Here is a 24,633-nt window from a genome sequence, read left to right as displayed (position 1 = left end):
CCGCGGTGGGCTCACTCATCTACGGGAACCCGGGCATCGAGATCTCCTTCGACGACCGGGTGCTCGCGCACCTCGAACTCGTCATCAACGCGAAGCTGCGGCGGCGCGAGTCGTTCATGCTCAGCTGGCGCGACACCCCGGGCGTCGGCGACGGGCGCAGCGCCCTGTGGCTCGACACCGCGATCCCGCTGTACTTCCGCTACTCGGGCAGCCGGATGCCGCTCATCGACAAGGAGTGGCTCGAGGAGCTGGCCCAGCAGGCGGGGTCGACGCGCGGGCTCGTGCTCGGCGAGGACCCGGCGACGGATGAGGTCGTGCGCTCGAAGGACAACTCGGTCAAGCGCAAGGACCACCCGGCCCGCTGACGCGCCGGCTCAGCGGAGGCCGAGCCCGAGACCCGCGAGCCGCTCCGTCTTGCGACGCAGCACCTGGACCGCGTACTCCTCGCCTTCGAGCGAGGTGTCGGGGTCGTCGGTCGTGGTCGCCGCGACGGGCGTGCAGCCCGTCACCACGAGCTCGGCCACCACGGGCGAGCCCGCGCGCACGGCGGGGATCACCACCCGTTCGGGAGGCTGGTTGAGGGGCAGCGTGACCACGTAGTCGAGCAGCGCGTCGGCGACCTCGTCGGTCGTCAGCAGTTCGTGTCCGGCGTAGAGCAGCGCTTTCATCGGTCTCTCCGACGATCAGCGTGCTCCCCGCGCCCGGATCCCGCGAGGGCGTTCCGTTCGCGCCGGGATCGTGCTAGACGGCCGAGCCGCCCGCCTCCTCCACCTCGACCACGGGACCCGTGTCGAGGGTCTCGGCGGTCAGCTGGATGCCGCCCGTCGTGTTCGCGGAGCGCAGGATCTCCTCGATCCACTCGCGGTGCAGCGTCGGCGGCTCGACGTCGGCGAACTCGAAGCGCAGCGGGATCGCCTCGTGCATCCAGATCGTGGTGCGGCCGGGTTCCTGGTTCTCGCCGTGGGTCCAGGAGAGCGTGAAGCTCTCCCCGCGCCGCAGCTTCGTGACGACCGCGACCTTGAGATGGGCGAGGGTCCGGTCGTCCATCTCGATCGCCTGATCGGCGTAGAACAGGGTCCCCATGCGCTCATCGTACGGCCCGCGCGGGCCCGGGTGAGCCCCGGGTCCGCGCGGGCGACGACGGGTGCTCTCAGGCCTTCTCCGGCTCCGCCGGCGAGGGGTCCGGCACCTCGCCCGGGCGGTACTTCGGCAGGCGCGCCGCCGGGATGATGGCGAGCGCCGAGATGCCCGCGAGGATGAGCAGTCCGGTGCGCAGCGCCGAGAGGCGGGCCTCCTCGTTGATGCGCACGAACTCCTCCGTCTGGGACTCGGTGGCGTCGGTGCCCGCCAGCAGCTCGCGGAGGTTGTCGTTGGAGACGAAGTTGGCGTTCTCGAGGCTCACCTCGTCGACGAGCTCGTCCGGCAGGTAGGTGTTCTGGATGATCGCCTGCCCGATGTTGAGCGACAGGATGGTCACGAGCAGGGCACCCGCGACCGCCGTCCCGACGCCCGAGGCGAGGTTCTGGGTCGTGCCGCGGATGGATCCCACATCTCCCGCGAGCGACGGTTCCACGGCCGTCACGAGCACGTTGAAGACGAGCGTCACGAGCGCGCCCTGACCGAGGCCGAAGACGAAGAGGCCGAGGATCGTCGGCAGCGTCTCCCAGTTGTTGCTCACGACGAACGAGAGCCACACGAGGGCGGCGGTCGTGAGCACGAAGCCCGCGACGCCGATCGTGCGCGGGTTGAAGCGTCCGTAGAAGCGCACGATGAGCGTCGCCGTGACGAACACCGTGAGGTTGAACGGCATCATCGCGAGCGCGGTGTCGAAGGGGGTGCGCCCCTGCACGATCTGGATGTAGAGCGGCACCGTGAAGTTGAGCGCCGCCTCGAGCGCCACGACGATGAACATCGCGTAGACCGCCGCACGCTCGCTCGGCCGGGCGAGCACCTTGAGGCTCACGAGCGGCACCTTGCCGGCCTTCGTGCGGCGGCGCGTCCACAGGAAGAACGCCTGGCCGAGCACGATGCCGACGATGATGAACAACGGCGCGGGCGAGATGCCGGCGACGTTGAACGGTGCGGTGTCGCGCGCCCCGAGCAGGCCCCAGCTGTTGAGGTTGCTGAAGCCGAAGCTGAGCAGCACGATGGCCACACCGATGAGCACCGCGGCGACGATGTCGATCTTGATCGTCGGGTCGCCCTTGTCCTTGCGGAAGCGGAAGCTCAGGAAGAAGACCACCACGGCGATCGCGAGCACGATCACGAAGACGGGCCGCCATCCGATCAGGGTGCCGAGCGCGCCGCCGATGAAGAAGGCGCTCACCCCCGAGATCGCACGCGCCGAGCCGAGCGAGCCGATCGCGGTCGCCTGCTGGCGCCCCACGTAGTTCTCGGCGATGAGCGCCACGAGGCTCGGCACGATGATGGCCGCGGCGGCGCCCGCCACCACCTGACCCGCGATGACCCACCAGATGGTGCGGCCGAAGATCATGAGGAGCGACGAGCCCGCGAAGAGGGCCACCACGATCCGGAAGATGAGCACCCAGCCGACCCGGTGCCCGATCTTGGCACCGACCATGACGAGGGCGGCGACCGCGAGGCCGTAGACGACGATCGTCGTACCGGCCGTGGTCGGCGGCACGCCGAACTCCTCGACCATGCCGCCGATCGACACCGGAAGCGCCGCGACGTTGAACGACATGAGCACCTGGGCCAGGAACAGGCCCACCATGGGAGCCCAGGAGCGGCGCTCCTCGGAGACTGCCGGTACGGTGGTGGAAGTCACGCGACTCCGCCTCTCTGATAGGGGTACGGACCGTGCTCGTGCACGTCCGAGGCGAACACGTCGAGACCGAGTGCGCGCGCGAGGTACCGGGTGGCGCGCTGCCCCCGGACGCTGTTGCCCGCGGCGTCCAGCCGCGGGGAGAAGACGCCGATGCCGCCCTTGCCGGGCGAGACGGTGACGATGCCGCCCGCGACCCCCGACTTGCCGGGCAGGCCGATCTCGAACAGCCACTCGCCGGAGCGCTCGTAGAGCCCCGTCGAGGCGAGCACCGCGAGCGTGTCGCGCGCGACCTCCGCCGAGACGACCCGATCGCCCGTGACCGGGTTGACCCCGCCGTCCGCGAGCGTGGCCCCCATCACGGCGAGGTCGGCGGCCGTGACGAGCAGCGAGCACTGCCGCGTGTAGACGTCGACCGCGGCGAGCGGATCCTGGTCGATGCGGCCGTAGGCCTGCAGCAGGGTGCCGATCGCGCGGTTGCGCTGGTTCGTGTCGGCCTCCGAGGTGTAGACCTCGCCGTCGAGCTCGAGGCGGCGGCCCGCGAAGGCCGAGAGGCCGTCCTGGATGCGGGCCCAACGCTCCTCCGCGGAGGCGGCGGGCACGAGCGCCGTCGTCGCGATCGCGCCCGCGTTGACCATCGGGTTCATCGGGTGGCCGTCGTTGAGCTCGATCGCCACGACCGAGTTGAAGGCGAGGCCCGTGTTGTTGACCCCGACGCGCTCGCGCACCAGCTCGTGGCCGAGCTCCTGACAGACGAGCGCGTAGACGAAGGCCTTCGAGATCGACTGGATCGAGAAGGCGACGTCGGCATCCCCCGCGGTGTGCACGGCGCCGTCGACCTCGGCGACGCTCACCCCGAAGAGCTCCGGATCGACCTGCGCGAGGCGCGGGATGTACGTCGCGATGTCACCCTCGACGGAGGCGAGACCGTAGCGGTAGGCCTCGTCGACGAGGCGCTCGACGTCATCCCAGCCGGGGAGCGAACCCGTCGAGACCCGCTGCCCGGCCACCGCCGGCTCGGCATCCGTCACCTGAGCCTCCCGAGGGATCCGCTGAGGATTACACACTAGACCCGCCGTCCGCTGAAACCGACGGCGCACCCGAAAAACAGTTCATGCCGCGTCACGGTCAGCGCGGGGTGCTCGGCCAGCGCGCGCTCGGAACGCGAGCCGTCGCCGTAGGCGCGCAGGTAGCGGAACAGCATCCGATACTCGACGGGGTCGGAGACGAGCAGCGCACCCACGATCGGGATGATGCGGGAGAGGTAGCAGTCGTAGAGGCGGCGCAGCACGGGGTTCGGCGGCTCGGTCACCTCGACGAACGCGAAGGCGCCGCCCGGCCGCAGGATGCGGGCCAGCTCGTCCGCGAAGCGGCGGCTCTGCTCCTCGTCGAAGGTCTTCAGCCCGAAGGCGCTCACCACGACGTCGAAGGACGCGTCGGGCAGGCCCGAGTCGAGCATGTCCTCGGCGTACACGTGGAAACGCCCGCCGAAACGGTCGCGGCTGCGCTCGCGCGCATGCGCCACCATCCGCGGGGAGAAGTCGAGCGCGGCCACCTCCGAGCGCGGGAAGCGCCGCAGCAGCCGGCTCCAGGTCTCCCCCATCCCCGACATCGCGTCGAGCACCCGATGCGCCTGCACGTCGGGCGGCACGAGCGCCATGAGCTGACGGCGCCAGCGCACCGAGAAGCCGAACGAGGCCACGACGTTCATCCGCTCGTAGCTGCGCGACATCCGATCGAAGAGACCCCGCACCTCGCCCGGGTCGAAGAGCGCGTCGCGGGCGACGGCGGGATCGGTCACGGGCCCATCCTGACGTATGCGGCCGGCGCCATGGGTGCTGGCATACCGTGGCCGCATGCGCCGCCTCATCGCACGGACCTTCTGGGCCCTCTCCCGCTGGAAGCTCGTGACCGAGACCGCGCCCACCCGGCCCACCGTGCTCATCGGCGCCCCGCACACCTCCAACTGGGACTTCGTGCTCATGCTCGCGATCGCCTGGCGGCTCGGCATCGACATCCGCTGGCTCGGCAAGAAGAGCCTGTTCGCCGGATGGCGCGGACCGATCATGCGCGCGCTCGGCGGCATCCCGGTCGACCGCGCCGACCCGGCCCGCGTCGTCGGCGAGGTGGTCGAGCGGATCCGTTCGGGCGAGGTCTTCGGCCTCGTGGTCACCCCCGACGGAACGCGCACCAACAAGGGACCGTGGAAGTCGGGCTTCTACCGGATCGCGCGCGAGTCGGGGATGCCGGTGACCCTCGGCTACGTCGACCGCACGACGATGACGACGGGGCTCGGCCCGACCCTCGAGCTCACGGGCGACGTCGCGGCCGACATGGACCGCATCCGCGCCTTCTACGCCGACAAGGCGGGCTTCCGGCCCGAGCACCGCTCGGAGCCGCGCCTCTCCTCCGAGGTCGCCGACCCCGCGGCGCTCTGACCCGACGAGGCCCCCGGACGGGGTGGAGACGGGCGATTGACCGTGTTCCGGCGCGCGCCGGATACTGACTCGACATGTCTTCGACCTCCACGCCGTCACACATCGCGACCGCCGTCGACGGGATCCCGACCCTGCACGGAGCGCGTCCCGGTCCGCTCACCGCGGGGCTGCTCTTCCGGGTGGGCCGCGCCGACGAGCCGCTCGTCGCCGCGGGGGTCACGCACCTCGTCGAGCACCTCGCCCTGCACGGGCGCGACGTCGGCGCCCTCGATCACAACGGCACGACGAACGACACCTTCACCGCCTTCCAGGTCACCGGCAGCGAACGCGCCGTCGTCGCCTACCTCAACGGGCTGTGCGCGGCGTTGCGCGCACTGCCGCTCGAGCGCCTCGAGGCCGAGAAGGACGTGCTGCGCACGGAGCGCGCGCAGGGCGGCGGCGGCGCCGTCGACATCCAGCGCACCGAACGGTACGGCGCACAGGGCCCGGGAATCGTGCCCTACGGCGAGGTGGGGCTCGGCCGGATCGACGCCGCCGCGGTGAGCGAGTGGGCACGCACCCGCTTCACACGCGGCAACGCCGTGCTCTGGCTCACGTCCGACCGCATCCCCGCCGGCCTCGACATGAGGCTGCCCGACGGACCGCGGATACCCGTGCCCGAGTGGCAGGAGGCCGAACGGCCGCACCCCGCATACGTCGTGGGCGCTCCGGGAGGCGTGCTGCTCGACGCGGTGCTGCCGCGGTCGGCCGCCAGCTCGATGTTCAGCCGCGTCGCGGGTCGGATGCTCTTCCGCGAACTCCGCGAGGAAGCCGGCCTCTCCTACACCGCCGCCAGCGACTACCAGCCGATCGACGGCGCGCGCGCCCACGTGACGCTTCAGGCCGACGCGCTGCCCGAACGTCACGAGGCCGTCACGCACGGCGTCATCGACGTTCTGCTGCGGTTGCGTGCGGGCGACGTCGAGGATCGCGACCTGGACGCGGTACGCGCCACGGTGGCCGAGATCGCCGCGCTCGCCGCGACCGACGTCGGCTTCCTCTTCACGTCCGCCTTCGACCAGCTCATGGGCGAGCCGGTCGAGGACCCCGCGACCTTCGCCGCCGAATCGCTCGAGATCGGTGCCACCGAGATCGCCGAGGTCGCGGAGCTCTTCTACGCGGATGCGATCGCCCAGATCCCCGAGGGCGATCTCGAGTGGGCGGGGTTCACGGCCGCGCCACGCTGGTCGGCATCCGCCGTCGACGGCGAGGTGTTCCCCGTGCGCGGCCAGCCGCAGTACGCGCTGAAGATCGGCGAAGAGGGGGCCTCGCTGCACACCCCCGAGGGCGACGTGACCGTGCGGTACGCCGACTGCGTCGGCTACCTCACCCTGCCGGACGGCGCGCGCACGCTCATCGGTCGTGACGGCTTCCGCGTGGTCATCGAGCCGACCCAGTACGCCGATCTCGACGTCTCGACCCTGTCGACGCTCGACGAACGCCTGTCCGACGTCACCATCCCGTTGCCCGCGCGCCCACCCGAGGAGATACCGGTCGGCGCGTCGATGCGGTGGAGCGGGTACGGGCCGTGGGCGGGCGTCCTCGGCGCCCTCCTCGCACTCATGCTCACCGTCGCGTTCCCGTTCGCACTCGGCCTCTCCGACTCGGTCGCCTCCGGGAACCACGACGGCGCCCTGATCCGCCTCACGGCTGCCGGGTGGACGCTCGTCGCCGTGCTCGCGGCGCTCGCGACGCTGCTCTTCGTCGGCGTCTTCCGCCGCCGCCGGGCCACAGCCGCCATCGACGGGCCCTGATCAGCCTCACGATTCCCCGGTCGGTCACGGACCCCGCTCGGTCTCGACCGTCAGTCGAGATCGACGCGGATGCCGCCGCCCATGTCCGCCTCGGTGTCGGTCACGGTCGCATACACGCCCGCAGGCACTCCGGGAAGGTTCGCGACCTGACGCGCGAGCGAGATGAGCTCCGCCTCCGGGGCTCCGTGGACGAAGAACAGGTACTCCCCGTCCCACTCCTCGCCGTCGTCGAACACCTCACCCGTCGATCCGTCGAGTTCGAAGAGGAACTCCATGACCTCGTCGATCCAGGGGAAGGGGTATTCCCCTTCCGGTACATCGCGGCGCGTGAGGGGGACGTGAATCTCGACGAGGAGGTCGGCCATGGGGCAAGCATGTCGGATCATCCGGCGGACGACCAGACGTCGAGGTGCGGGAGCACCACGTTCAGGGTCCGACTCTTCGCCTCAGCCGCGCTCGACCGGGAACCACAGCTCGCACGTCGCGGTGCTGAAGTCCTCGGCGCGCTCGACGACCGCCACGATCGACGGCCCCGGGCGCAGCCGCCAGGGATTCGACGGGAACCACTCGGATGCCGAGGCGGCGTACGCCGACTGAAGCGCGGCCGGATACGGCCCCGTCGCGCGGAACACGACCCACGCGCCTTCCTCGACGTCGATCACATCCAGTTCGCCCGGGAGCTCGGCATCCGCGTCGACCGCGACGCCGTGCAGGTAGCTCAGCTCGCTCCCCTCCCGGTAGTCGGGGTCGACGTCGGCGCTCACCTGCAGGATGCCGGCGGGCTCGGAGTTGCCGAGCTCCTTGAGCCTCGCGTGGGCTTCGGGCGGCAGCGAGGCGATGTGCCGCTGGATGTGCGGGTTCACGCCGTCGTGGATCAACGGCACGCGCGCGGCGTGGCCGACGAGGCGGAAGGCGGGTCGTTCGATGATGCGGGCGTCCATGGCGGAGCTCCCTTCGACGGTCAGGCGGAACCTGAGGGTGGGTTGGGTGCGAAGGGGGCCGCCGTCGCGACGGACGTCGCCGTGGCTCACGCCGTGGACGGACCGGAACGCCCGCCCGAACGCCTCCACGGATCCGTATCCGTAGCGCACGGCGATCGTCAGGAGCTCCTCGCCGCCGATCACGTCCGCCGCGGCGACGGTCATCCGCCGACGTCGCACGTACTCCGACACCGGCATCCCGGCGAGCGACGAGAACATGCGACGCGCGTGGTAGCCGGTGGTTCCCCGGGATGCGGCCAGCGCATCGACGTCGACCTCCTCGCCCAGCCGGCGCTCGATCTCATCGACCAGGTGATTGAGGATCTCGATCACGGTGACTCCCTTCGCCCACCACTCTCGATCCGCGGGCGCGCGTCGCGCCCGATCATCCCGGTTCGATTCTGTCGGGTGCGTCTGCGCGGACCCGGTGCGAGCACGGGGCCTCAGACGTTGAAGCGGAACTCCACCACGTCGCCGTCCTGCATGACGTAGTCCTTGCCCTCGATGCGGGCCTTGCCGCGGGCGCGGGCCTCGGCGAGCGAGCCGGCCGCCACGAGATCCTCGAAGGAGGTGACCTCGGCCTTGATGAAGCCGCGCTCGAAGTCGGTGTGGATGACGCCCGCCGCCTGCGGGGCCTTCCAGCCCTTGCGGATCGTCCAGGCGCGCGCCTCCTTGGGGCCCGCCGTCAGATAGGTCTGCAAGCCCAGGGTGTCGAAGCCGATGCGGGCCAGCTGGTCGAGGCCCGACTCGTCCTGGCCGGTGGAGGCGAGCAGCTCCGCGGCATCCTCCGGGTCGAGGTCGATGAGCTCCGACTCGACCTTGGCATCCAGGAAGACCGCCTTCGCGGGCGCCACGAGCGCCGCGAGCTCTTCCTTGCGGGCGGCATCGGTGAGCACCGCCTCGTCGACGTTGAACACGTAGATGATGGGCTTCGCCGTCATGAGGCCGAGCTCCCTGAGCAGGCCCAGCTCGATGCCGCTCGCACGCGACAGCGGGGTGCCCTCGTCGAGCGCCTTCTTCGCCGCGAGCGCCGCATCCAGCACCGCGGGGTCGGCCTTCTTGCCGCGCACCTCCTTCTCGAGGCGCGTGATCGCCTTCTCGAGGGTCTGCAGGTCGGCGAGGGCGAGCTCGGTCGTGATCACCTCGAGGTCGTCCTGGGGGTTCACGGCGCCCGCGACGTGCACGACGTCGTCGTCCGCGAAGCCGCGCACCACCTGGGCGATCGCATCCGCCTCCCGGATATTGGCGAGGAACTGGTTGCCGAGCCCCTCGCCCTCGGAGGCGCCCTTCACGATGCCGGCGATGTCGACGAAGCTCACGGTGGCCGGCAGGATGCGCTCGCTGCCGAAGATCTGGGCCAGGATGCCGAGCCGCTCATCCGGCAGGTTCACCACGCCGACGTTCGGCTCGATCGTCGCGAACGGGTAGTTCGCCGCGAGCACGGAGTTCTTGGTGAGGGCGTTGAAGAGGGTCGACTTGCCCACGTTGGGGAGCCCGACGATGCCGATGGTAAGAGCCACGGGCGTCAAGCCTACCGGCGGGCGCCGCCTGTTCGTTCGGGAGGACGACGCGCCGCACAGGGTGTTTCCGGAGGCTCGGATGCGGCGTGTCATCCTCCCGAACGAAGAGCGGATGCGGCGCGACACGCCCGGGATGCTTGCGTCGGCACCCGGGGCGGGGCTAACGTGTCACCTCGTGCCGAAGGTCGGCACGACCCCAGATACCGAAAGGAGCCGGACCGATGAACGCAGCATTCACCCTCCGCGAGACGCGTCTCGCATATCGCGCCGGCTTCGTCGGCGTCCTCGTCGTCCGGGAAGGCTAGGCGTTTCTGCGCCACCGTCCCCGACGGTGGCGACGCTCTCGAAGCCCGAACACGGATCGTCCGATCCGCGGTTCACGCCCCGTCCACGACCCCACCGGATGTCGGTGGTGGTCGGTACCGTGCCGTCACGAGCGGCACCCTCCCGGAGCGCCGCACCCGGTGCTCCCGACACCACCACCTCACGAGGACACCACCATGAACACCACCGTGACGCGCACCGTGCGTCAGACCACCCCTCCGCACGATCAGCTCCCCGTGCTGCGGCCGACGCGCCGCGCCGGGCTGCTCGACCGTGCCGCGCTGCACCTCGGTGTGGCACTCATCCGCTGGGGCCGTCGGCCCGGGCGCGAGCTCGCCCGCTACGAGCGGCTCGCGAACGCGCATGAGCTCGCGCTGCTGCAGCGCGAGCTGGAGCGGACCCGCCGGCAGAGCGAGCGCGAGCGCAGCTACGCGCTCGCCCGCCTGATGTGAGGCCGCGACGCCGCACAGCAACCACCATCGGGGCCGTTGCCGGGAAGACCGGCAACGGCCCCGTCGCATCCGCCCCGCCATTCGCCCGCACCCGGCGCGCCCCGCAGCCGCTGTCGGTGCCCCGTGCGAGAGTCGGAACGTGCCCCTGGATTTCACCGCGATCGACTTCGAAACCGCGAACGGATCCAGCGCGAGCGCGTGCTCGGTCGGTCTCGTAAAGGTGCGCGACGGCCAGATCGTCGACCGCATCGGCTGGCTCATCCAGCCCCCCGCCGGGCACGACCACTTCGTCGAGTGGAACACCCGCATCCACGGCATCCGCGCCTCCGACGTGGAGGGCGCACCCGGATGGGTCGAGCAGCTCCCCGACCTGGTCGAGTTCGCGGGCGCCGACATCCTGGTGGCCCACAACGCCGGCTTCGACATGGGCGTCATCAAGGCGGCGTGCGCGGCGACCGGCCTCGCGACCCCGGCGTACTCCTACATGTGCAGCCTGCAGCTGGCCCGCAAGACCTACACGCTCGAGTCCTACCGGCTGCCGATGGTGGCGCTCGCCGCCGGCTTCGAGGACTTCCCCCACCACGACGCGGTCGCCGACGCGGAGGCGTGCGCGGCCATCATGATCCACGCGGCCGACCGGCACGGCGCGATCGACCTGCCCGAACTCGCCGGGTTGGCCGGCATCCGCATCGCCACCACGGTGCCGCCCGCGGTCGCCGTCGCCTCCTGAGCCCCGCCGTCCCTGCGTTCCGCTGCAACCCGGCAACCCACCACCGCTGTGCCCCTTCTCCCGGCGGGAGCAACCGCCGCGCGGCCGGCGAAGCTCCCAGGCGGCGGGAGTAGTTGCTCCCGCCGCGTATCCGCTTCCCCGCCCGCGAGCCGTAGGCTGACACAGGAACGGAGGAACGATGTCCGACACCATCCTGGGACGCCTCAGCGGCGGCCCGCTCGACGCGCAGATCATCCCCCTCGACGCGACCACGGTCGATGCGGTCGACGACGAGCTCGTGCTGCCATGGGAGCAGGGGCAGCTTATCTACCGTCGCGCGGGTGACGCCGAGAACACGGGCCCGCACGACGGGCCTACGACGGTGCCGTACCGCTTCGACTCCGCGATCTGAGCATCCGATTCGACGCCCGCGCATCCGCGACCCGCGAAGGCGCGCGCCAGCATCCTGACCTCATCCATACCGGGCGGCGAACCGCTCACGTGGCGAGGGCGACTACTCCCGCCGCGTGACGCGAACTCCGCCCGCTGGTGCGGTTGCTCCCGCCAACGGGAACGAGGTGATCAGCCGTTCTGGGGGAACCCCAGGTTGATGCCGCCGTGCGAGGGGTCGAGCCAGCGCGAGGTCACGGCCTTCTGGCGCGTGAAGAAGTGGATCGCATCCGGGCCGTAGGCCTTCGTGTCGCCGAAGAGCGAGTCCTTCCAGCCGCCGAAGGAGTAGTAGCCCACCGGCACCGGGATCGGCACGTTGATGCCGACCATGCCCACCTGCACCTCGCGCTGGAAGCGGCGCGCCGCTCCCCCGTCGTTGGTGAAGATCGCCGTGCCGTTGCCGTAGCGGCCGCTGTTGATGAGCTCGAGCCCCTCCTCGTACGACTGCACGCGCACGATCGAGAGCACCGGCCCGAAGATCTCGTCCCGGTAGACGGCGGATGTGGTGGGCACCTTGTCGACGAGGGTCGGCCCGAGCCAGAAGCCGTCGGCGTCGCCGTCGACCTCGATGCCGCGGCCGTCCACGACGAGCTCGGCGCCGTCCGTCACCGCGACGTCGAGGTAGCCTGCCACCTTGTCGCGGTGCTCGCGCGTGATGAGCGGACCCATGTCGCAGCCGCGGGTGCCATCGCCGACGGTGAGCCCCGACATCCGCTCCGAGATCTTGGCGACGAGCTCGTCGGCGACAGGCTCGACGGCGACGAGCACCGAGATCGCCATGCAGCGCTCGCCCGCCGAGCCGAAGCCCGCGTTGACGGCCGAGTCGGCCACCAGGTCGAGGTCGGCGTCGGGCAGCACGAGCATGTGGTTCTTCGCGCCGCCGAGCGCCTGCACGCGCTTGCCGGCCGCCGTGCCGCGCTCGTAGACGTACTTCGCGATCGGGGTGGAGCCGACGAAGGAGACGGATGCGACATCCGCGTGGTCGAGGATCGCGTCGACCGACTCCTTGTCGCCGTGCACGACGTTGAACACGCCGTCGGGGAGGCCGGCCTCCTGGAGGGCCTCGGCCATCCAGATCGCGGCGCTCGGATCCTTCTCGGAGGGCTTCAGCACGACCGTGTTGCCGGCCGCGATCGCGATCGGGAAGAACCACATGGGCACCATCGCCGGGAAGTTGAAGGGGCTGATGATGCCGACCACGCCGAGCGGCTGCCGCACGGAGTAGACGTCGACGCCCGTCGACACGTTCTCGGAGTACTCGCCCTTCACGAGGTGCGGGATGCCGCACGCGAACTCGACGACCTCGAGGCCGCGCGCGATCTCGCCGAGCGCATCCGAGGTGACCTTGCCGTGCTCGGCGGTGAGGATCGCGCCGAGCTCCGCCTTGCGGGCGTTCAGGATCTCGCGGAACGCGAAGAGCACGGTCTGGCGCTTGGCGAGGCTCGCCTCGCTCCAGGCCGGGAAGGCGGCCTTGGCCGTGGCGACGGCGTGGTCGACATCCGCGGCGGACGCCAGGCGCACCTCCTTCTGCACGACGCCCTTCGCGGGGTTGTAGACGGGCGCGGTGCGCGTGGACTCGCCGGTGAAGACGGCACCGCCCACCCAGTGGTCGAGGATCTCAGCAGCCATGTTCAGGAGGCTACTCGCAGACATTTCGTTAACATTTTCGGGATGTGAGCGACTGTTCTCCTCTGTCGAAAATGCAGGAGATCTGTGGCGCGGAACCCGTGTTTCCGGGGGCTGAGGCGGCCGCGGCATCCGTCTCTCCTGCATTTTCGACATGGGCGGGCGCGACCGGAGAGCGGATGCGGCGGCCGGTCGTCGCGGGGATGTCGGCGGCCGCTGCGACACTGGCGGCATGGATGCTCTGCTGCCCCTGCTCATCGGGCTCGCGATCGGCCTCGTCGTCGGCGCGGTCGCCGCCGCCCTCGTCGTGCGGGCACGCTCCGGGTCGGGTGGCGCGGATGCGGCCGTGCTCGAGGCGCGGCACCAGACGCTCGTGACGGAGGTGCGCGCGCAGGAGGCGGCCGCCCGCGCCGAGGTGGAGCGCACGCTCGCCGGGGCGCAGGCCTCGCTCGCCGGGCTGCGGGAGCAGCTCGCGGCCGCGCAGGAGCAGTACCGCGAGACGGTGGAGCGCCACGAGGCCGAGGCCCGGCAGCGCCAGGCCGAGACGGCGGCCGAGCACAAGATCCTGCAGGAGCTCGCGCCCGTCAAGGAGACCCTCACCTCGATGCAGCGCAAGGTCGTCGAGTTCGAGACCCAGCGCGCGCAGCAGCACGGCGAGATCTCGCAGCAGCTCAAGACGGCCGCCGAGTCCGAGGCGCGCCTGAGCCTCACGGCCGAGAAGCTCGCGAGCGCGCTGAGCAACAACGCCACGCGCGGCGTGTGGGGTGAGACCCAGCTGCGCTCGCTCGTCGAGTCGGCGGGGCTGCTCAACCGCGTCGACTTCTCGCTGCAGTCGACGATCGCGGCCGAGTCCGGTTCGCGACGCCCCGACCTCGTCGTGAACCTCCCGGGTGGTAAGTCGATCGCCGTCGACGCGAAGGTCCCGTACAACGACTACATCGAGGCGAGCGCCATCCCCTCCACGGCGACCGGCGAGCAGGAGGCCCGCCGCGCCGCGCTGCTCGCGGCCCACGCCAAGAAGGTCAAGGGGCACGTCGACGCGCTCGCCGGCAAGAGCTACTGGACGGGCCTCGAGTCGAGCCCGGAGTTCACGATCGCCTTCATCCCGAACGAGCCGCTGCTCGCCGCGGCCCTCGACCAGGATCCGACCCTGCTCGAGTACGCGTTCTCCAAGCGCATCGCCCTCGCCTCCCCCGTGAGCTTCTGGGCCGTGCTGAAGACGGTCGCCTTCACATGGCAGCAGGACGTGCTCACGGAGGACGCGAAGCGTCTCTTCGACCTCGGCAAGGAGCTCTACGGACGCCTCGCGACGCTCTCCGAGCACGCCGACAAGCTGCGCCGCTCGATCGAGTCGACCGTGACGAGCTACAACGCCTTCGCGAGCTCGCTCGAGCAGCGCGTGCTCGTCACCGCCCGCAAGCTCGACGGTCTCGACGAGTCGAAGGTCATCGGGGAGCCCCGCATGATCGAGGAGACCCCCAAGCACCTCACCCAGTCGGAGTTCGCCGCGCTCGACGAGCTCGGCGCCGGGCGCCCCGAGATCGACCCCGACCTCGCGACTCCGGCGGGGTCCGTCGCCGACGACGAGCCCCTGACCGCCTGACGCACCGAATCGCCTCGCCGGGCCCACGCCATCCCCCTCACCCCGAGGTCCTTTTCGCAACTCAGGAGATCCGGCGTGTGGCGCCGCCGGGGGCACCCCTCACGCATCCGGTCCTGAGTTGCGAGACCACCGTGGATCGCAACTCAGGAGATCCGTCGCGCGGGAGGGTTTGCGGCCGCGTGGGAGCGGGATCTCCTGAGTTGCGAAGACACCCGGAACGGCGACGTGCATGACGTGACGGCGGGCGAAGGCTCCGAAACGTGAGGACCCACGTCCGGGTGGGTGGAGAACGCAGCAGGCGGCGGGAGCAACGACTCCCGCCGCCTGGATGCTGCTCCGCCCGCGTTCGGCGGTGGCCGGGTCGGCGCGGGCGGCGCCGCTACTCCGCGTTCTCGGGGGCGCCTTCCTCGGCGAGCGCCTCGCGCACGATGTCGCCCGTCGTGGGCGGCGCATCTGGCGCGCCGACGAGTGCCGGCACCTCCGCCGCGTCCTGGTCGTCGAGGGGTGCCGCGAACTGCGCCTCGTACAGGCGCGCGTAGGCGCCGTGCGCGGCGAGCAGCTCATCGTGGGTGCCTTGCTCGACGATCGCGCCGTCCTCCATCACCAGGATGAGGTCGGCGTCCCGGATGGTCGAGAGCCGGTGCGCGATCACGAACGAGGTGCGGTCGCGCCGGAGCGCGCTCATCGCGCGCTGCACGAGCAGCTCGGTGCGGGTGTCGACGGACGAGGTCGCCTCGTCGAGGATGAGCACCGACGGCTTCGCGAGGAACGCCCGTGCGATCGTGATGAGCTGCTTCTCGCCCGCCGAGACGTTGCCGCCCTCGTCATCGAGCACGGTGTCGTACCCGTCGGGCAGCGAGTGCACGAAGCGGTCGACGTACGCGGCGGTCGCGGCGTCCATGATCTCCGACTCGGTGGCATCCGGGCGGCCGTAGGCGATGTTGTCGCGGATGGTGCCGCCGAACAGCCAGGTGTCCTGCAGCACCATGCCGGTGCGCGAGCGCAGGTCGTCGCGCGTCATCCGCGTCGTGTCGACGCCGTCGAGGGTGATGCGGCCGACGTTCGGGTCGTAGAACCGCATGATGAGGTTCACGAGCGTCGTCTTGCCCGCCCCCGTCGGCCCCACGATGGCGACCGTCTGCCCGGGCTCCGCCACGAGCGAGAGGTCGTGGATGAGCGGCTTCGCGGGGTCGTAGGAGAACGAGACGTCCTCGAAGGCGAGGCGGCCGGTCGCGTTCGCGGGCGACTCGGCGGGATCCGGGTCGGCCACCTGCTCCTCGGCGTCGAGCAGCTCGAACACCCGCTCGGCGGATGCGACGCCCGACTGCAGCAGGTTGGCCATCGATCCGAGCTGCGACAGCGGTTGCGTGAACTGACGCGAGTACTGGATGAAGGCCTGCACGTCGCCGAGCCGCATCGTGCCGTTGGCGACGAACAGTCCGCCGACCACGGCGATCCCGACGTAGACCAGGTTCCCGACGAACATCGTCGCGGGCATGATGAGCCCCGAGAGGAACTGCGCCCCGAAGCTCGCCCGGAACAGCTCCTCGTTCTTCTCGTCGAAGCGCGCCTGCACCTCGCGGTGCCGCCCGAAGACCTTCACGAGCGAGTGGCCGGTGTAGCCCTCCTCGATCTGCGCGTTGAGGGTTCCCGTGTGGGTCCACTGGGCCACGAAGAGCTTCTGCGAGCGCTTCGCGACGAGCACCGTGATGACGAGGGTGATCGGGATGGCGATGAGCGCGATGAGGGCGAGCACGGGCGAGATGACGAACATCATCACGACCACGCCGACCACGGTCAGCAGCGAGGTGAGCAGCTGGGAGAGCGTCTGCTGGAGGCTCTGCGAGATGTTGTCGATGTCGTTGGTGACGCGGCTCAGCAGCTCGCCGCGCGGCATCCGGTCGAAGTACTTGAGCGGCAGCCGGTGGATCTTCGCCTCGACGTCGCGCCGCAGCCGCAGCACGGTGCGCTGCGTGATGCCGTTGAGCACGTAGCCCTGCAGCCACATGAAGACGGAGCTGGCCACGTACAGCAGCAGCACGATGCCGAGCACGAGCGCGAGGGCGGAGAAGTCGATGCCCTCGCCCGGACGCAGGTCCATGTTCCGCAGCATGTCGGCCTGTGTCGTGTTGCCGGCGGCCTCCAGCTGCGCGATCACCTCCTCCTTCGTGACGCCCTGCGGCAGCTGGGCGGAGATCACGCCCTCGAAGATGAGGTTGGTCGCCTGGCCGAGCACCTTGGGCCCGATGACGCTCAGCACGACGGCGATCGTGCCGAGCAGGATGACGAACAGCACGCCGAGGCGTTCGGGGCGCAGCCGCCCGACGAGGCGTCGCGCGGAGGGTCCGAAGGTCATGGCCTTCTCGGCGGGCATGCCGGCTCCGCCGAACGGGCCGCCTCCGCCGCCCGGGCCGGGGCGGCGGGCGGGGGCGACCGGACGGGCGGGTGCCTCGCTCTCGGCCGGGGTCTGCTCGGCGCTCACGCCGCCTCCTCCACGCTCAGCTGGCTCTCGACGATCTCGCGGTACTCCTCGGAGCTCGCGAGCAGTTCGTCGTGGGTTCCGAGGCCGACGACCGCGCCGTCCTCGAGCACGACGATCTGGTCGGCCTGCAGGATGGTCGACACGCGCTGGGCGATGACGATCATGGTCGCCTCGCCCACCTCGCGCGCGAGCGCCTGCCGGAGCCGGGCATCCGTCGCGGTGTCGAGCGCCGAGAAGGAGTCGTCGAAGACGTAGATCTCGGGCCGTTTGACGAGCGCTCTCGCGATCGCCAACCGTTGCCGCTGCCCGCCGGAGACGTTGGTGCCGCCCTGCGCGATGGGCGCCTCGAGCCGCTCGGGCATCGCCTCGACGAAGTCGCGCGCCTGCGCGATCTCGAGCGCCGCCCACAGCTGCTCGTCGGTGGCCTCGGGGTTGCCGTAGCGGAGGTTGGAGGCGACGGTTCCCGAGAACAGGTACGGCTTCTGCGGGATGAGGCCGATGCGGCCCCACAGCAGCTCGGGGTCGAGCTCGCGCACGTCGACGCCGTCGACGAGCACCGCGCCGCCTGTGACGTCGAACAGCCGCGGCAGCAGGTTGACGAGCGTCGTCTTGCCCGATCCGGTGGAGCCGATGATGGCGGTCGTCTTGCCGGGCCGCGCCGTGAACGAGACCTTGTGCAGCACGGGCGCCTCGGCACCCGGGTAGGCGAACGTGGCCTCCCGCAGTTCGACCTCGCCGCCCGGCGCGAGCTCGGTGACCGGGGTGGCCGGCGCGACGACCGAGGGCTCGGTGTCGAGCACCTCGCCGATGCGGTCGGCCGAGACGGCCGCGCGGGGCAGCAGCACGGCGAGGAAGGTCGCCATCATGACGGCCATGAGGATCTGGATGAGGTAGCTGAGGAAGGCGATGAGCGAGCCGATCTGCATGTCGCCGTCTTCGATCCGGAACGCCCCGAACCACAGCACCGCGACGCTCGACACGTTGAGCACGAGGATGACGACGGGGAACATGAGCGCGAACAGCCGCCCCGCCCGCAGCGCGGTGTCGGTGAGCTCGTCGTTGGCGACCGCGAAGCGTTCGCGCTCGCGCTCCTCGCGCACGAAGGCGCGGATGACGCGGATGCCGGTGAGCTGCTCGCGCAGGATGCGGTTGACGGTGTCGATGCGCGACTGCATCTTGCGGAACTGGGGCACCATCCGCCAGATGATGAGCCCGACGGCGACGAGCAGCACGGGCACCGCGACGACCATGATCCAGGAGAGCGTGAGGTCTTCGCGCAGCGCGAAGATGACGCCGCCGATCGCGAGGATGGGCGTCGAGACGAGGATCGTGCACGTCATGAGCACGAGCATCTGCACCTGCTGCACGTCGTTGGTCGTGCGGGTGATGAGCGAGGGGGCGCCGAAGCGGGCCACCTCGCGCTCGGAGAACTCGCCCACCCGGCGGAACACGGAGGCGCGCAGGTCGCGTCCGAGGGCCATCGCGGCCTTGGCGCCGAAGTAGACGGCGAGGATCGAGGCGATGATCTGGCCGAGCGTGACGAGCAGCATGATGCCGCCGAGGCCGAGGATGACGCCCGTGTCGCCCTTCGCGACACCGTCGTCGATGATGTCGGCGTTGAGCGCCGGCAGGTAGAGGGATGCGATCGACTGCGCGAGCTGGAAGATCACGACCGCCACCAGCAGCGGCCAGTAGGGCTTCAGGTAGCGCACGAGGAGTTTGCCGAGCACGGGGGCTTCTTTCGATGGATGGGGTGGCTGGTTCAGGCGGAGACGCCGTGCACGACGACGGTCGCGAGTTCGGCGGAGTCGAAGGGGCGGAAGTGGTTGAAGGGCTCGATGCTGGCCCCGAAGGCGACGAGGCGGATGTACCAGGCGACGGTGTCGACGGGCACGGCGAGCCGGTGGATGTCGGGCTCGAGCAGTTCCCGCACGATCTCGAGCCAGTCCTCCCCCGCCTCCGGTGGGCGCCGGGGCGGGCCCTGCACCTGGAAGAGCTGCATGATCCGGAACACCTCGCGGAAGCGGCCGCGGAGGCCGTCGACGATCGCGGTGACCTTGTCTTCGAGCGGGAGGTCGTGCGGGATGCGGCGCAGCTCCTCGCGGAACGGCGCGGGGTCCAGCAGCTTCTGCAGTCCGGCCTCGAGCAGGCTGTCCTTGTCGCCGAAGGCTCGGAACACGGTCCCCTCGGCGATGCCGGCCGTCTCGGCGAGCTCCCGACTGGTGACGTCACGGCCCTTCTCGAGCAGCAGCGGGAGCACGGCCTCCAGGATCCGTTCGCGGCGCTCGCCCGGGGCGAGCGGGCGCGCGCGTTCCCGCACGACGACGAACTCCTCCGGCAGTGCCATGCCCGCGATCCTAAGTGAGTGAGCACTCACTCCGCAACTTCCTCCGCGAAAGTACGCACTTTTGGGCCGACACGCCGCCTTCGACGCCCAAAAGTACGTACTCTCGCGGACATGAGCGCACCGCAGCCTCGCCACATCGTCGCGATCGACCATGGCACGACGAGCACCCGCGCCATCGTGTTCGACGACCGCGGGCGCATCGTCAGCTCGGGGCAGCGGGAGCACCGCCAGTACTTCCCGAAGCCCGGATGGGTCGAGCACGACGCGACGGAGATCTGGCGCAACACCCGCCTCGTCATCGGCGAGGCGCTCGGCGACGCCGAGATCACCCGGCACGACGTCGCGGCGATCGGCATCACCAACCAGCGCGAGACCGCGATCGTCTGGGATCGCGCGACCGGCAAGCCCATCCATCGCGCGATCGTCTGGCAGGACACCCGCACCCAGCCCGCGGTCGACGCCCTCGCCGCCGAGGGCGGCATCCGGCGCTTCGCCGCGCAGACCGGCCTGCCGCTCGCGAGCTACTTCTCGGCCACCAAGATCGCCTGGATCCTCGACCACGTCGAGGGCGCCCGCGAGCGCGCCGAGGCGGGCGAACTCGCCTTCGGCACCCCCGACAGCTGGGTGCTGTGGAACCTCACGGGCGGCGCCTCCCACGGCGGCGTGCACGCCACCGACGTCACGAACGCGAGCCGCACCCTGCTCATGGACCTCGAGGCCCTCGACTGGGACGACGAGCTGTGCGCGGCCTTCCGCGTGCCGCGCGCGATGCTGCCCGAGATCCGCTCCTCCTCCGAGGTGTTCGGTCACGCCGACTCGGCGAGCCTGCTGCGCGAGGTGCCGATCGCGGGCATCCTCGGCGACCAGCAGGCCGCGACCTTCGGCCAGGCCGCCTTCGAGGCGGGCGAGTCGAAGAACACCTACGGCACCGGCAACTTCCTCATCGTGGGCACCGGCGCCGAGATCGTGCACAGCGAGCAGGGGCTCATCACGACCGTCGCCTACCGCTTGGGCGACGAGCCGCCGCGCTTCGCCCTCGAGGGCTCGGTCGCGGTGAGCGGATCGCTCGTGCAGTGGCTGCGCGACAACCTCGGCATCATCCGCGACGCCTCCGAGATCGAGGCCCTCGCCTCGAGCGTCGACGACAACGGCGACGTCTACATCGTGCCCGCCTTCGCGGGGCTGTTCGCCCCCTACTGGCGCCCGGATGCGCGGGGCGCGATCGTGGGGCTCACCCGCTTCGTCACGAAGGCGCACCTCGCCCGGGCCGCCCTCGAGGCGGTCGCCTACCAGAGCCTCGACGTGCTCGCGGCGGCCAACGCGGAGCTCCCGAGCCCCATCACCGAGCTGCGCGTCGACGGCGGCATGGTGCGCAACGAACTGCTCATGCAGTTCCAGGCGGATGTGCTGGGCCTGCCCGTCGTGCGCCCCGAGGTCACCGAGACGACGGCCCTCGGCGCCGCCTACGCCGCCGGCCTCGCCGTGGGCCTGTGGCGGGACCTCGACGAGCTGCGCGAGCTGTGGGCGGAGGACCGCCGCTGGGAGCCGAGGATCGACGCCGCCGCCCGCGAGCACGGCATCGCCCGCTGGCACCAGGCCGTCGAGCGCACCCTCGACTGGGTGGAGTGAACCCCCGCGACGCCAGCCTCTAGACTCGACGCGACACCACCCAGCGCCCTCCAGGAGGACCCCCATGCCCGTCGCCACTCCGGATCAGTACGCCGAGATGCTCGACACGGCGAAGAAGAACGCCTTCGCCTTCCCCGCGATCAACGTCTCGAGCTCCTCGACCATCAACTCCGTGCTGCAGGGTCTCACCGAGGCGGGCTCCGACGGCATCATCCAGGTCACCACGGGCGGCGCCGACTACTTCGCCGGCCAGACCGTGAAGGCCCGCGCCTCGGGCGCCCTCGCCTTCGCCGCCTTCGCCACCGAGGTCGCCAAGAACTACCCCATCACGGTCGCCCTGCACACCGACCACTGCCCCAAGGACGCCCTCCCCGGCTTCGTCCTGCCGCTCATCGAGGCCTCCGAGGCCGCGGTCCGCGCGGGCGGCAACCCCATCTTCCAGTCGCACATGTGGGACGGCTCGGCCGTGCCGCTCGCCGAGAACCTCGAGATCGCGCAGGAGCTGCTGCCGCGCCTCAAGAACATCCGCGCCATCCTCGAGGTCGAGATCGGCGTCGTCGGCGGCGAGGAGGACGGCGTCCAGCACGAGGGCACCAACGACGCCCTCTACACGACCCTCGGCGACGTCGAGCAGGCCGTCGAGGCGCTCGGGCTCGGCGAGCAGGGCCGCTACATCGCGGCCCTCACCTTCGGCAACGTGCACGGCGTCTACAAGCCCGGCAACGTGAAGCTGCGCCCCGAGCTGCTCGGCGAGATCCAGGCCGGCATCGCCGCGAAGTACGGCACCGGACCGAAGCCGCTCGACCTCGTCTTCCACGGCGGCTCCGGCTCGACGGATGCCGAGATCGCCGAGGCGGTCGCGAACGGCGTCGTGAAGATGAACATCGACACCGACACCCAGTACGCCTTCAGCCGCTCGGTGGCCGACACGGTGCTGCGGAACTACGACGGCTTCCTCAAGGTGGACGGCGAGGTCGGCAACAAGAAGGTCTACGACCCGCGCTCCTGGGGCAAGATCGCCGAGACCGCCATGGCCGCCCGCGTCGTCGAGGCGACGCAGCAGCTGGGTTCCGCGGGGCACGCCATCAGCCGCTGAGCGGTCACGCCTCCCCGTCCGGCGGAAGCCGGAACGAGAGCCTGCTGCGCCCGAGGCGCAGGTCCTTCGCCTCGCCGCGCAGGTTGAAGTAGTACGGCGCGAGGTGCCGCACGCGTCTGCCCTCGGGCAGCTCGGTGTCGAGCGTGATGGCGACGGCCGTCGAGCCGTCGTCCTGGGCGCGCAACTCCATGAACACCGTCGTGGCGTCCGTCCCGGGGTCGTCGAGCACGGCGCGCACGAGATCCCGGACGGCGGTGCGCTGGGCGGTGCGCATCCGATCAGCCCGCCGCTCGGGGTCGACCACGACGACGCGCCGGTCGTCGGCACGCAGTCCCAGCCAGGCGAGGTCGGAGCGCGACACGAGGTCGTCGCGCAGGTAGCGCGCGAGTTCGCCCGCGAGCGCGCGGTCGGCGGGCTGGACGGTGCCGCGTTCCGCGATGGTGTGCAGGAACGGCACGGCGCGGGCGGTGTAGCCGGCGAGCGAGGCCCGCTCGGCGGCCTCGTCCTCGGGGTCCGGGTCGAGCGCCTCCGAGACGATGGCGCTCGAGCGGTTGTCGACGATCGGCAGCATCTGATGCACGACGCTGTAGGCGAAGGAGGTCGCCGCGGCGATCGCGACCGCGACGGGCGAGGCGATGATGACGAACACCGACACCGAGCCCCACTCGGGCACGCGCGCGTCGACGATGAGGAAGGCGAGCGGGACGAAGCTCACGAGTGCGGCGATGCCGTACGCGAAGATCCGCCAGGGCGCGAGGTACGGGGCGAGGCACGCGATGACGATCGAGTAGCAGAACGGCGCCCACCACAGCTCGATCGCGAAGACCGACCGCGAGTAGCCGAACGCCGAGACGACGAGGCCCGCACCGCCCACGACGACGGCGATCACCCCGAGCTGCCAGTCGAAGCGGTTGCGCAGCGAGGTGAGCAGCTGGATGAGCAGGCAGGCGATCGCGCACAGCGCGACGCCGATGAGCTGCATGGCGGGCCAGGCGCTCGCGTTCCAGGTGAGCGCCGAGAGCAGGCCGCCGTAGACGATCACGAACACCGCGAACACGAGCGGCACGTAGGGCCCCGTGAACCAGCTCATGGGGTCGACGTCGCGGGCGGCGAGGCGGATGGCGCTCCCGGGTCTAGTCGACATAGTCCGCCTCCTGGTGCTTGGAGGGGGTGCCGCGCTCGCGCACCTCGGCGACCGGCACGCTGAGCAGCACGGTCGTGCCGGCCCCCGGGGACGACCAGAGCTGCGCACGGCCGCCCGCCGCCTCCATCCGTCCGACGATCGACCCCCGGATGCCGAGCCGGCTCGCGTCGACGGATTCGGGATCGAAGCCGACGCCCTCGTCGGAGACCATGAAGGTCACCTCGGTGTCGCTGTACATGATCTCGACGTTCGCGGTCGACGCCCCCGAATGCCGCAGCACGTTCTCGAAGGTCGCCTCGAGCGCGCCGACGAGGGCCTCCCCCGCGACCGGGTCGAAGATGTAGACGCCCGAGGTGACGCCCGTGACGTTGACCGTGAGCCCCCGCCAGCGGAAGTCGCTCGCCAGCCGCGAGAGGTCGTTGCGCAGCTGCGCCTGGCCCTCGTCGGGCACCGGCACCTTCTCGGTGGTGCGGATCCAGGCACCGCCCTCGAGCGTCGCCAGATCGTCGCGCAGACGCTGCCGGATGCGCTCGTCGAGCACGTCCGGGGCGTTCATGACCACGGCGAGGTCGTTGAGCACCGTGTCGTGCACGATCGCGGTGGTGCGTCGGGCGAGGTCCGCGCTCGCCGCACGCCGCCGGGTGGCGAGCTCGAGCTCCTCGAAGCGCGGCAGGCGCCGACGCTGGCGGGCCTGGATGACGAAGAGCGTCAGGTACAGCACGACCGCGAGCAGCAGAGCCATCGAGGGTCCCCAGCCCGGTCGCACGGGCGTGTCGGTGATGAGCGCCACGATGATCGACACGGCGCCGGCCGCCGCGAAGCCGAACAGGCACCAGACGATGCCGCCGATCGCGGAGGTCGCGGCGACGCCGATCGTGACGAGGGCGAGGGTGGGGCGGTTGACGAGGAAGAGCTCGTGCTCGAGCAGACCCGGATCGGCCGTGATGAGGGCCACCTCGTAGCCGACCGCGGCGAGGCTCGCCACCACGAGGTAGGCGATCACGACGGGCGGCGTCATCCGCCACAGCGCCACGCCGATGCCCGCGAGCATCACGAGCAGCAGCACGAGCGGCAGCGGCAGGGCCGAGACGAGCTCCTTGCGCACGAGCGTGTCGACGAGCACCGGGAGGGAGAGCAGGATGACCGTCGCGCCCGCCGACCAGGCGAGCGTGGCGACCGCACCGGTGATCACCCGTGCGGCGGCCTCGCGCGGCAGTAGCGTCACCCGCATGCCGGCCTCCTCGACCTCTTCCGG

Annotated in this window: 23 protein-coding genes; 9 read left to right on the top strand and 14 right to left on the bottom strand. The window is 70.8% G+C overall.

Annotation, left to right across the window (positions count from 1 at the left end; translation table 11 throughout):
- Window positions 1-5 precede the first annotated feature (5 nt).
- Window positions 6-365, top strand: coding sequence for a DUF7882 family protein (locus D7I47_RS09535; protein ID WP_120762821.1), 360 nt, complete (start codon window positions 6-8; stop codon window positions 363-365).
- Window positions 366-374: 9 nt separating this feature from the next.
- Here D7I47_RS09535 and D7I47_RS09530 read toward each other — a convergent pair whose 3' ends face one another.
- The 5 genes from D7I47_RS09530 to D7I47_RS09510 all read right to left on the bottom strand — a co-directional run bounded on the left by D7I47_RS09530 (window position 375) and on the right by D7I47_RS09510 (window position 4,586).
- Window positions 375-668: a hypothetical protein gene (locus tag D7I47_RS09530; RefSeq protein WP_120762820.1), complete on the bottom strand. Its 294-nt coding sequence runs from the start codon at window positions 666-668 to the stop codon at window positions 375-377.
- 73 nt (window positions 669-741) lie between these two features.
- Window positions 742-1,083, bottom strand: coding sequence for a DUF7882 family protein (locus tag D7I47_RS09525; protein ID WP_120762819.1), 342 nt, complete (start codon window positions 1,081-1,083; stop codon window positions 742-744).
- 67 nt (window positions 1,084-1,150) lie between these two features.
- Complete coding sequence (locus tag D7I47_RS09520; RefSeq protein ID WP_227000586.1) at window positions 1,151-2,788, bottom strand: MFS transporter; 1,638 nt, start codon at window positions 2,786-2,788, stop codon at window positions 1,151-1,153.
- Window positions 2,785-3,816, bottom strand: coding sequence for a glutaminase A (gene glsA, locus D7I47_RS09515; protein ID WP_120762817.1), 1,032 nt, complete (start codon window positions 3,814-3,816; stop codon window positions 2,785-2,787). Before glsA ends, D7I47_RS09520 begins: the two co-directional genes overlap by 4 nt.
- 35 nt (window positions 3,817-3,851) lie before the next feature.
- Window positions 3,852-4,586 carry a class I SAM-dependent methyltransferase gene (locus D7I47_RS09510; protein ID WP_157981691.1) on the bottom strand — a complete coding sequence of 245 codons (735 nt, stop codon included), beginning with the start codon at window positions 4,584-4,586 and terminating at the stop codon, window positions 3,852-3,854.
- Between the two features lie 55 nt (window positions 4,587-4,641).
- On the opposite strand from D7I47_RS09510, the gene D7I47_RS09505 reads away from it, so the two are divergent.
- Entirely contained in the window at window positions 4,642-5,223 is a 582-nt protein-coding gene (locus tag D7I47_RS09505; protein ID WP_120762815.1) for a 1-acyl-sn-glycerol-3-phosphate acyltransferase, read from the top strand.
- Window positions 5,224-5,297: 74 nt separating this feature from the next.
- A complete protein-coding gene (locus D7I47_RS09500; RefSeq protein ID WP_120762814.1) occupies window positions 5,298-7,016 on the top strand; it encodes an insulinase family protein in 1,719 nt (572 codons plus the stop codon).
- Between the two features lie 50 nt (window positions 7,017-7,066).
- Here the strand turns inward: D7I47_RS09500 and D7I47_RS09495 are convergent, their stop codons facing one another.
- The 3 genes from D7I47_RS09495 to ychF form a co-directional block, all read right to left on the bottom strand.
- Window positions 7,067-7,381 carry a hypothetical protein gene (locus tag D7I47_RS09495; RefSeq protein ID WP_120762813.1) on the bottom strand — a complete coding sequence of 105 codons (315 nt, stop codon included), beginning with the start codon at window positions 7,379-7,381 and terminating at the stop codon, window positions 7,067-7,069.
- Window positions 7,382-7,462: 81 nt separating this feature from the next.
- Window positions 7,463-8,329 carry an AraC family transcriptional regulator gene (locus D7I47_RS09490; RefSeq protein WP_120762812.1) on the bottom strand — a complete coding sequence of 289 codons (867 nt, stop codon included), beginning with the start codon at window positions 8,327-8,329 and terminating at the stop codon, window positions 7,463-7,465.
- Window positions 8,330-8,439: 110 nt separating this feature from the next.
- On the bottom strand, window positions 8,440-9,516 hold the full coding sequence (gene ychF / locus D7I47_RS09485; RefSeq protein ID WP_120762811.1) for a redox-regulated ATPase YchF: 1,077 nt from the start codon (window positions 9,514-9,516) through the stop codon (window positions 8,440-8,442).
- Window positions 9,517-10,016: 500 nt separating this feature from the next.
- Here ychF and D7I47_RS09480 point away from each other — a divergent pair, with 500 nt between their 5' ends.
- From D7I47_RS09480 to D7I47_RS09470, 3 genes are all read left to right on the top strand, one after another.
- On the top strand, window positions 10,017-10,292 hold the full coding sequence (locus tag D7I47_RS09480) for a hypothetical protein (protein ID WP_120762810.1): 276 nt from the start codon (window positions 10,017-10,019) through the stop codon (window positions 10,290-10,292).
- A 139-nt stretch (window positions 10,293-10,431) separates the two neighbouring features.
- Complete coding sequence (locus D7I47_RS09475; RefSeq protein ID WP_120762809.1) at window positions 10,432-11,022, top strand: 3'-5' exonuclease; 591 nt, start codon at window positions 10,432-10,434, stop codon at window positions 11,020-11,022.
- Window positions 11,023-11,200: 178 nt separating this feature from the next.
- Window positions 11,201-11,413: a response regulator gene (locus tag D7I47_RS09470; protein ID WP_120762808.1), complete on the top strand. Its 213-nt coding sequence runs from the start codon at window positions 11,201-11,203 to the stop codon at window positions 11,411-11,413.
- Window positions 11,414-11,583: 170 nt separating this feature from the next.
- Here D7I47_RS09470 and D7I47_RS09465 read toward each other — a convergent pair whose 3' ends face one another.
- On the bottom strand, window positions 11,584-13,080 hold the full coding sequence (locus tag D7I47_RS09465; protein WP_120762807.1) for a CoA-acylating methylmalonate-semialdehyde dehydrogenase: 1,497 nt from the start codon (window positions 13,078-13,080) through the stop codon (window positions 11,584-11,586).
- A gap of 229 nt (window positions 13,081-13,309) precedes the next feature.
- Here D7I47_RS09465 and rmuC point away from each other — a divergent pair, with 229 nt between their 5' ends.
- Window positions 13,310-14,680, top strand: a complete 1,371-nt coding sequence (rmuC, locus tag D7I47_RS09460; RefSeq protein ID WP_120762806.1) for a DNA recombination protein RmuC — start codon at window positions 13,310-13,312, stop codon at window positions 14,678-14,680.
- A 379-nt stretch (window positions 14,681-15,059) separates the two neighbouring features.
- Here rmuC and D7I47_RS09455 read toward each other — a convergent pair whose 3' ends face one another.
- The 3 genes from D7I47_RS09455 to D7I47_RS09445 are packed head-to-tail and all read right to left on the bottom strand — an operon-like array spanning window position 15,060 to window position 19,509.
- Complete coding sequence (locus D7I47_RS09455) at window positions 15,060-17,162, bottom strand: ABC transporter ATP-binding protein (protein ID WP_319592659.1); 2,103 nt, start codon at window positions 17,160-17,162, stop codon at window positions 15,060-15,062.
- Window positions 17,159-18,892, bottom strand: coding sequence for an ABC transporter ATP-binding protein (locus D7I47_RS09450; RefSeq protein ID WP_120762805.1), 1,734 nt, complete (start codon window positions 18,890-18,892; stop codon window positions 17,159-17,161). The genes D7I47_RS09455 and D7I47_RS09450 overlap by 4 nt, the downstream gene beginning before the upstream one ends.
- A 32-nt stretch (window positions 18,893-18,924) precedes the next feature.
- Window positions 18,925-19,509, bottom strand: coding sequence for a TetR/AcrR family transcriptional regulator (locus D7I47_RS09445; RefSeq protein ID WP_157981690.1), 585 nt, complete (start codon window positions 19,507-19,509; stop codon window positions 18,925-18,927).
- 111 nt (window positions 19,510-19,620) lie between these two features.
- Between D7I47_RS09445 and glpK the strand changes: the two genes are divergently transcribed.
- Window positions 19,621-21,138 carry a glycerol kinase GlpK gene (gene glpK, locus D7I47_RS09440; RefSeq protein WP_120762803.1) on the top strand — a complete coding sequence of 506 codons (1,518 nt, stop codon included), beginning with the start codon at window positions 19,621-19,623 and terminating at the stop codon, window positions 21,136-21,138.
- Between the two features lie 64 nt (window positions 21,139-21,202).
- On the top strand, window positions 21,203-22,234 hold the full coding sequence (fbaA, locus tag D7I47_RS09435) for a class II fructose-bisphosphate aldolase (protein WP_120762802.1): 1,032 nt from the start codon (window positions 21,203-21,205) through the stop codon (window positions 22,232-22,234).
- Between the two features lie 4 nt (window positions 22,235-22,238).
- On the opposite strand, the gene D7I47_RS09430 is transcribed toward fbaA, so the two are convergent.
- Together D7I47_RS09430 and D7I47_RS09425 are read right to left on the bottom strand one after the other, a co-directional pair.
- Window positions 22,239-23,378 (bottom strand): hypothetical protein, encoded by a 1,140-nt coding sequence (locus tag D7I47_RS09430; protein WP_120762801.1) that lies wholly within the window; start codon window positions 23,376-23,378, stop codon window positions 22,239-22,241.
- Window positions 23,368-24,609, bottom strand: coding sequence for a sensor histidine kinase (locus D7I47_RS09425; protein ID WP_120762800.1), 1,242 nt, complete (start codon window positions 24,607-24,609; stop codon window positions 23,368-23,370). The genes D7I47_RS09430 and D7I47_RS09425 overlap by 11 nt, the downstream gene beginning before the upstream one ends.
- Window positions 24,610-24,633: the final 24 nt, after the last annotated feature.

This window comes from Protaetiibacter intestinalis, assembly GCF_003627075.1.
Classification (GTDB): Bacteria; Actinomycetota; Actinomycetes; order Actinomycetales; family Microbacteriaceae; genus Homoserinibacter; species Homoserinibacter intestinalis.
The sequence above is the reverse complement of the archived record's forward strand: the minus strand, read 5'-3'. Positions and strand labels throughout refer to the sequence as shown.

What these genes read in the sequence shown, in the direction of transcription:
- rmuC (WP_120762806.1), top strand. Translation starts at nt 13,310, where the DNA reads ATGGATGCTCTGCTGCCCCTGCTCATCGGGCTCGCGATCGGCCTCGTC.
- D7I47_RS09430 (WP_120762801.1), bottom strand. Translation starts at nt 23,378, where the DNA reads ATGTCGACTAGACCCGGGAGCGCCATCCGCCTCGCCGCCCGCGACGTC.
- D7I47_RS09530 (WP_120762820.1), bottom strand. Translation starts at nt 668, where the DNA reads ATGAAAGCGCTGCTCTACGCCGGACACGAACTGCTGACGACCGACGAG.
- D7I47_RS09465 (WP_120762807.1), bottom strand. Translation starts at nt 13,080, where the DNA reads ATGGCTGCTGAGATCCTCGACCACTGGGTGGGCGGTGCCGTCTTCACC.
- fbaA (WP_120762802.1), top strand. Translation starts at nt 21,203, where the DNA reads ATGCCCGTCGCCACTCCGGATCAGTACGCCGAGATGCTCGACACGGCG.
- D7I47_RS09525 (WP_120762819.1), bottom strand. Translation starts at nt 1,083, where the DNA reads ATGGGGACCCTGTTCTACGCCGATCAGGCGATCGAGATGGACGACCGG.
- D7I47_RS09445 (WP_157981690.1), bottom strand. Translation starts at nt 19,509, where the DNA reads ATGGCACTGCCGGAGGAGTTCGTCGTCGTGCGGGAACGCGCGCGCCCG.
- D7I47_RS09505 (WP_120762815.1), top strand. Translation starts at nt 4,642, where the DNA reads ATGCGCCGCCTCATCGCACGGACCTTCTGGGCCCTCTCCCGCTGGAAG.
- glpK (WP_120762803.1), top strand. Translation starts at nt 19,621, where the DNA reads ATGAGCGCACCGCAGCCTCGCCACATCGTCGCGATCGACCATGGCACG.
- D7I47_RS09500 (WP_120762814.1), top strand. Translation starts at nt 5,298, where the DNA reads ATGTCTTCGACCTCCACGCCGTCACACATCGCGACCGCCGTCGACGGG.
- D7I47_RS09495 (WP_120762813.1), bottom strand. Translation starts at nt 7,381, where the DNA reads ATGGCCGACCTCCTCGTCGAGATTCACGTCCCCCTCACGCGCCGCGAT.
- D7I47_RS09480 (WP_120762810.1), top strand. Translation starts at nt 10,017, where the DNA reads ATGAACACCACCGTGACGCGCACCGTGCGTCAGACCACCCCTCCGCAC.
- D7I47_RS09425 (WP_120762800.1), bottom strand. Translation starts at nt 24,609, where the DNA reads ATGCGGGTGACGCTACTGCCGCGCGAGGCCGCCGCACGGGTGATCACC.
- D7I47_RS09470 (WP_120762808.1), top strand. Translation starts at nt 11,201, where the DNA reads ATGTCCGACACCATCCTGGGACGCCTCAGCGGCGGCCCGCTCGACGCG.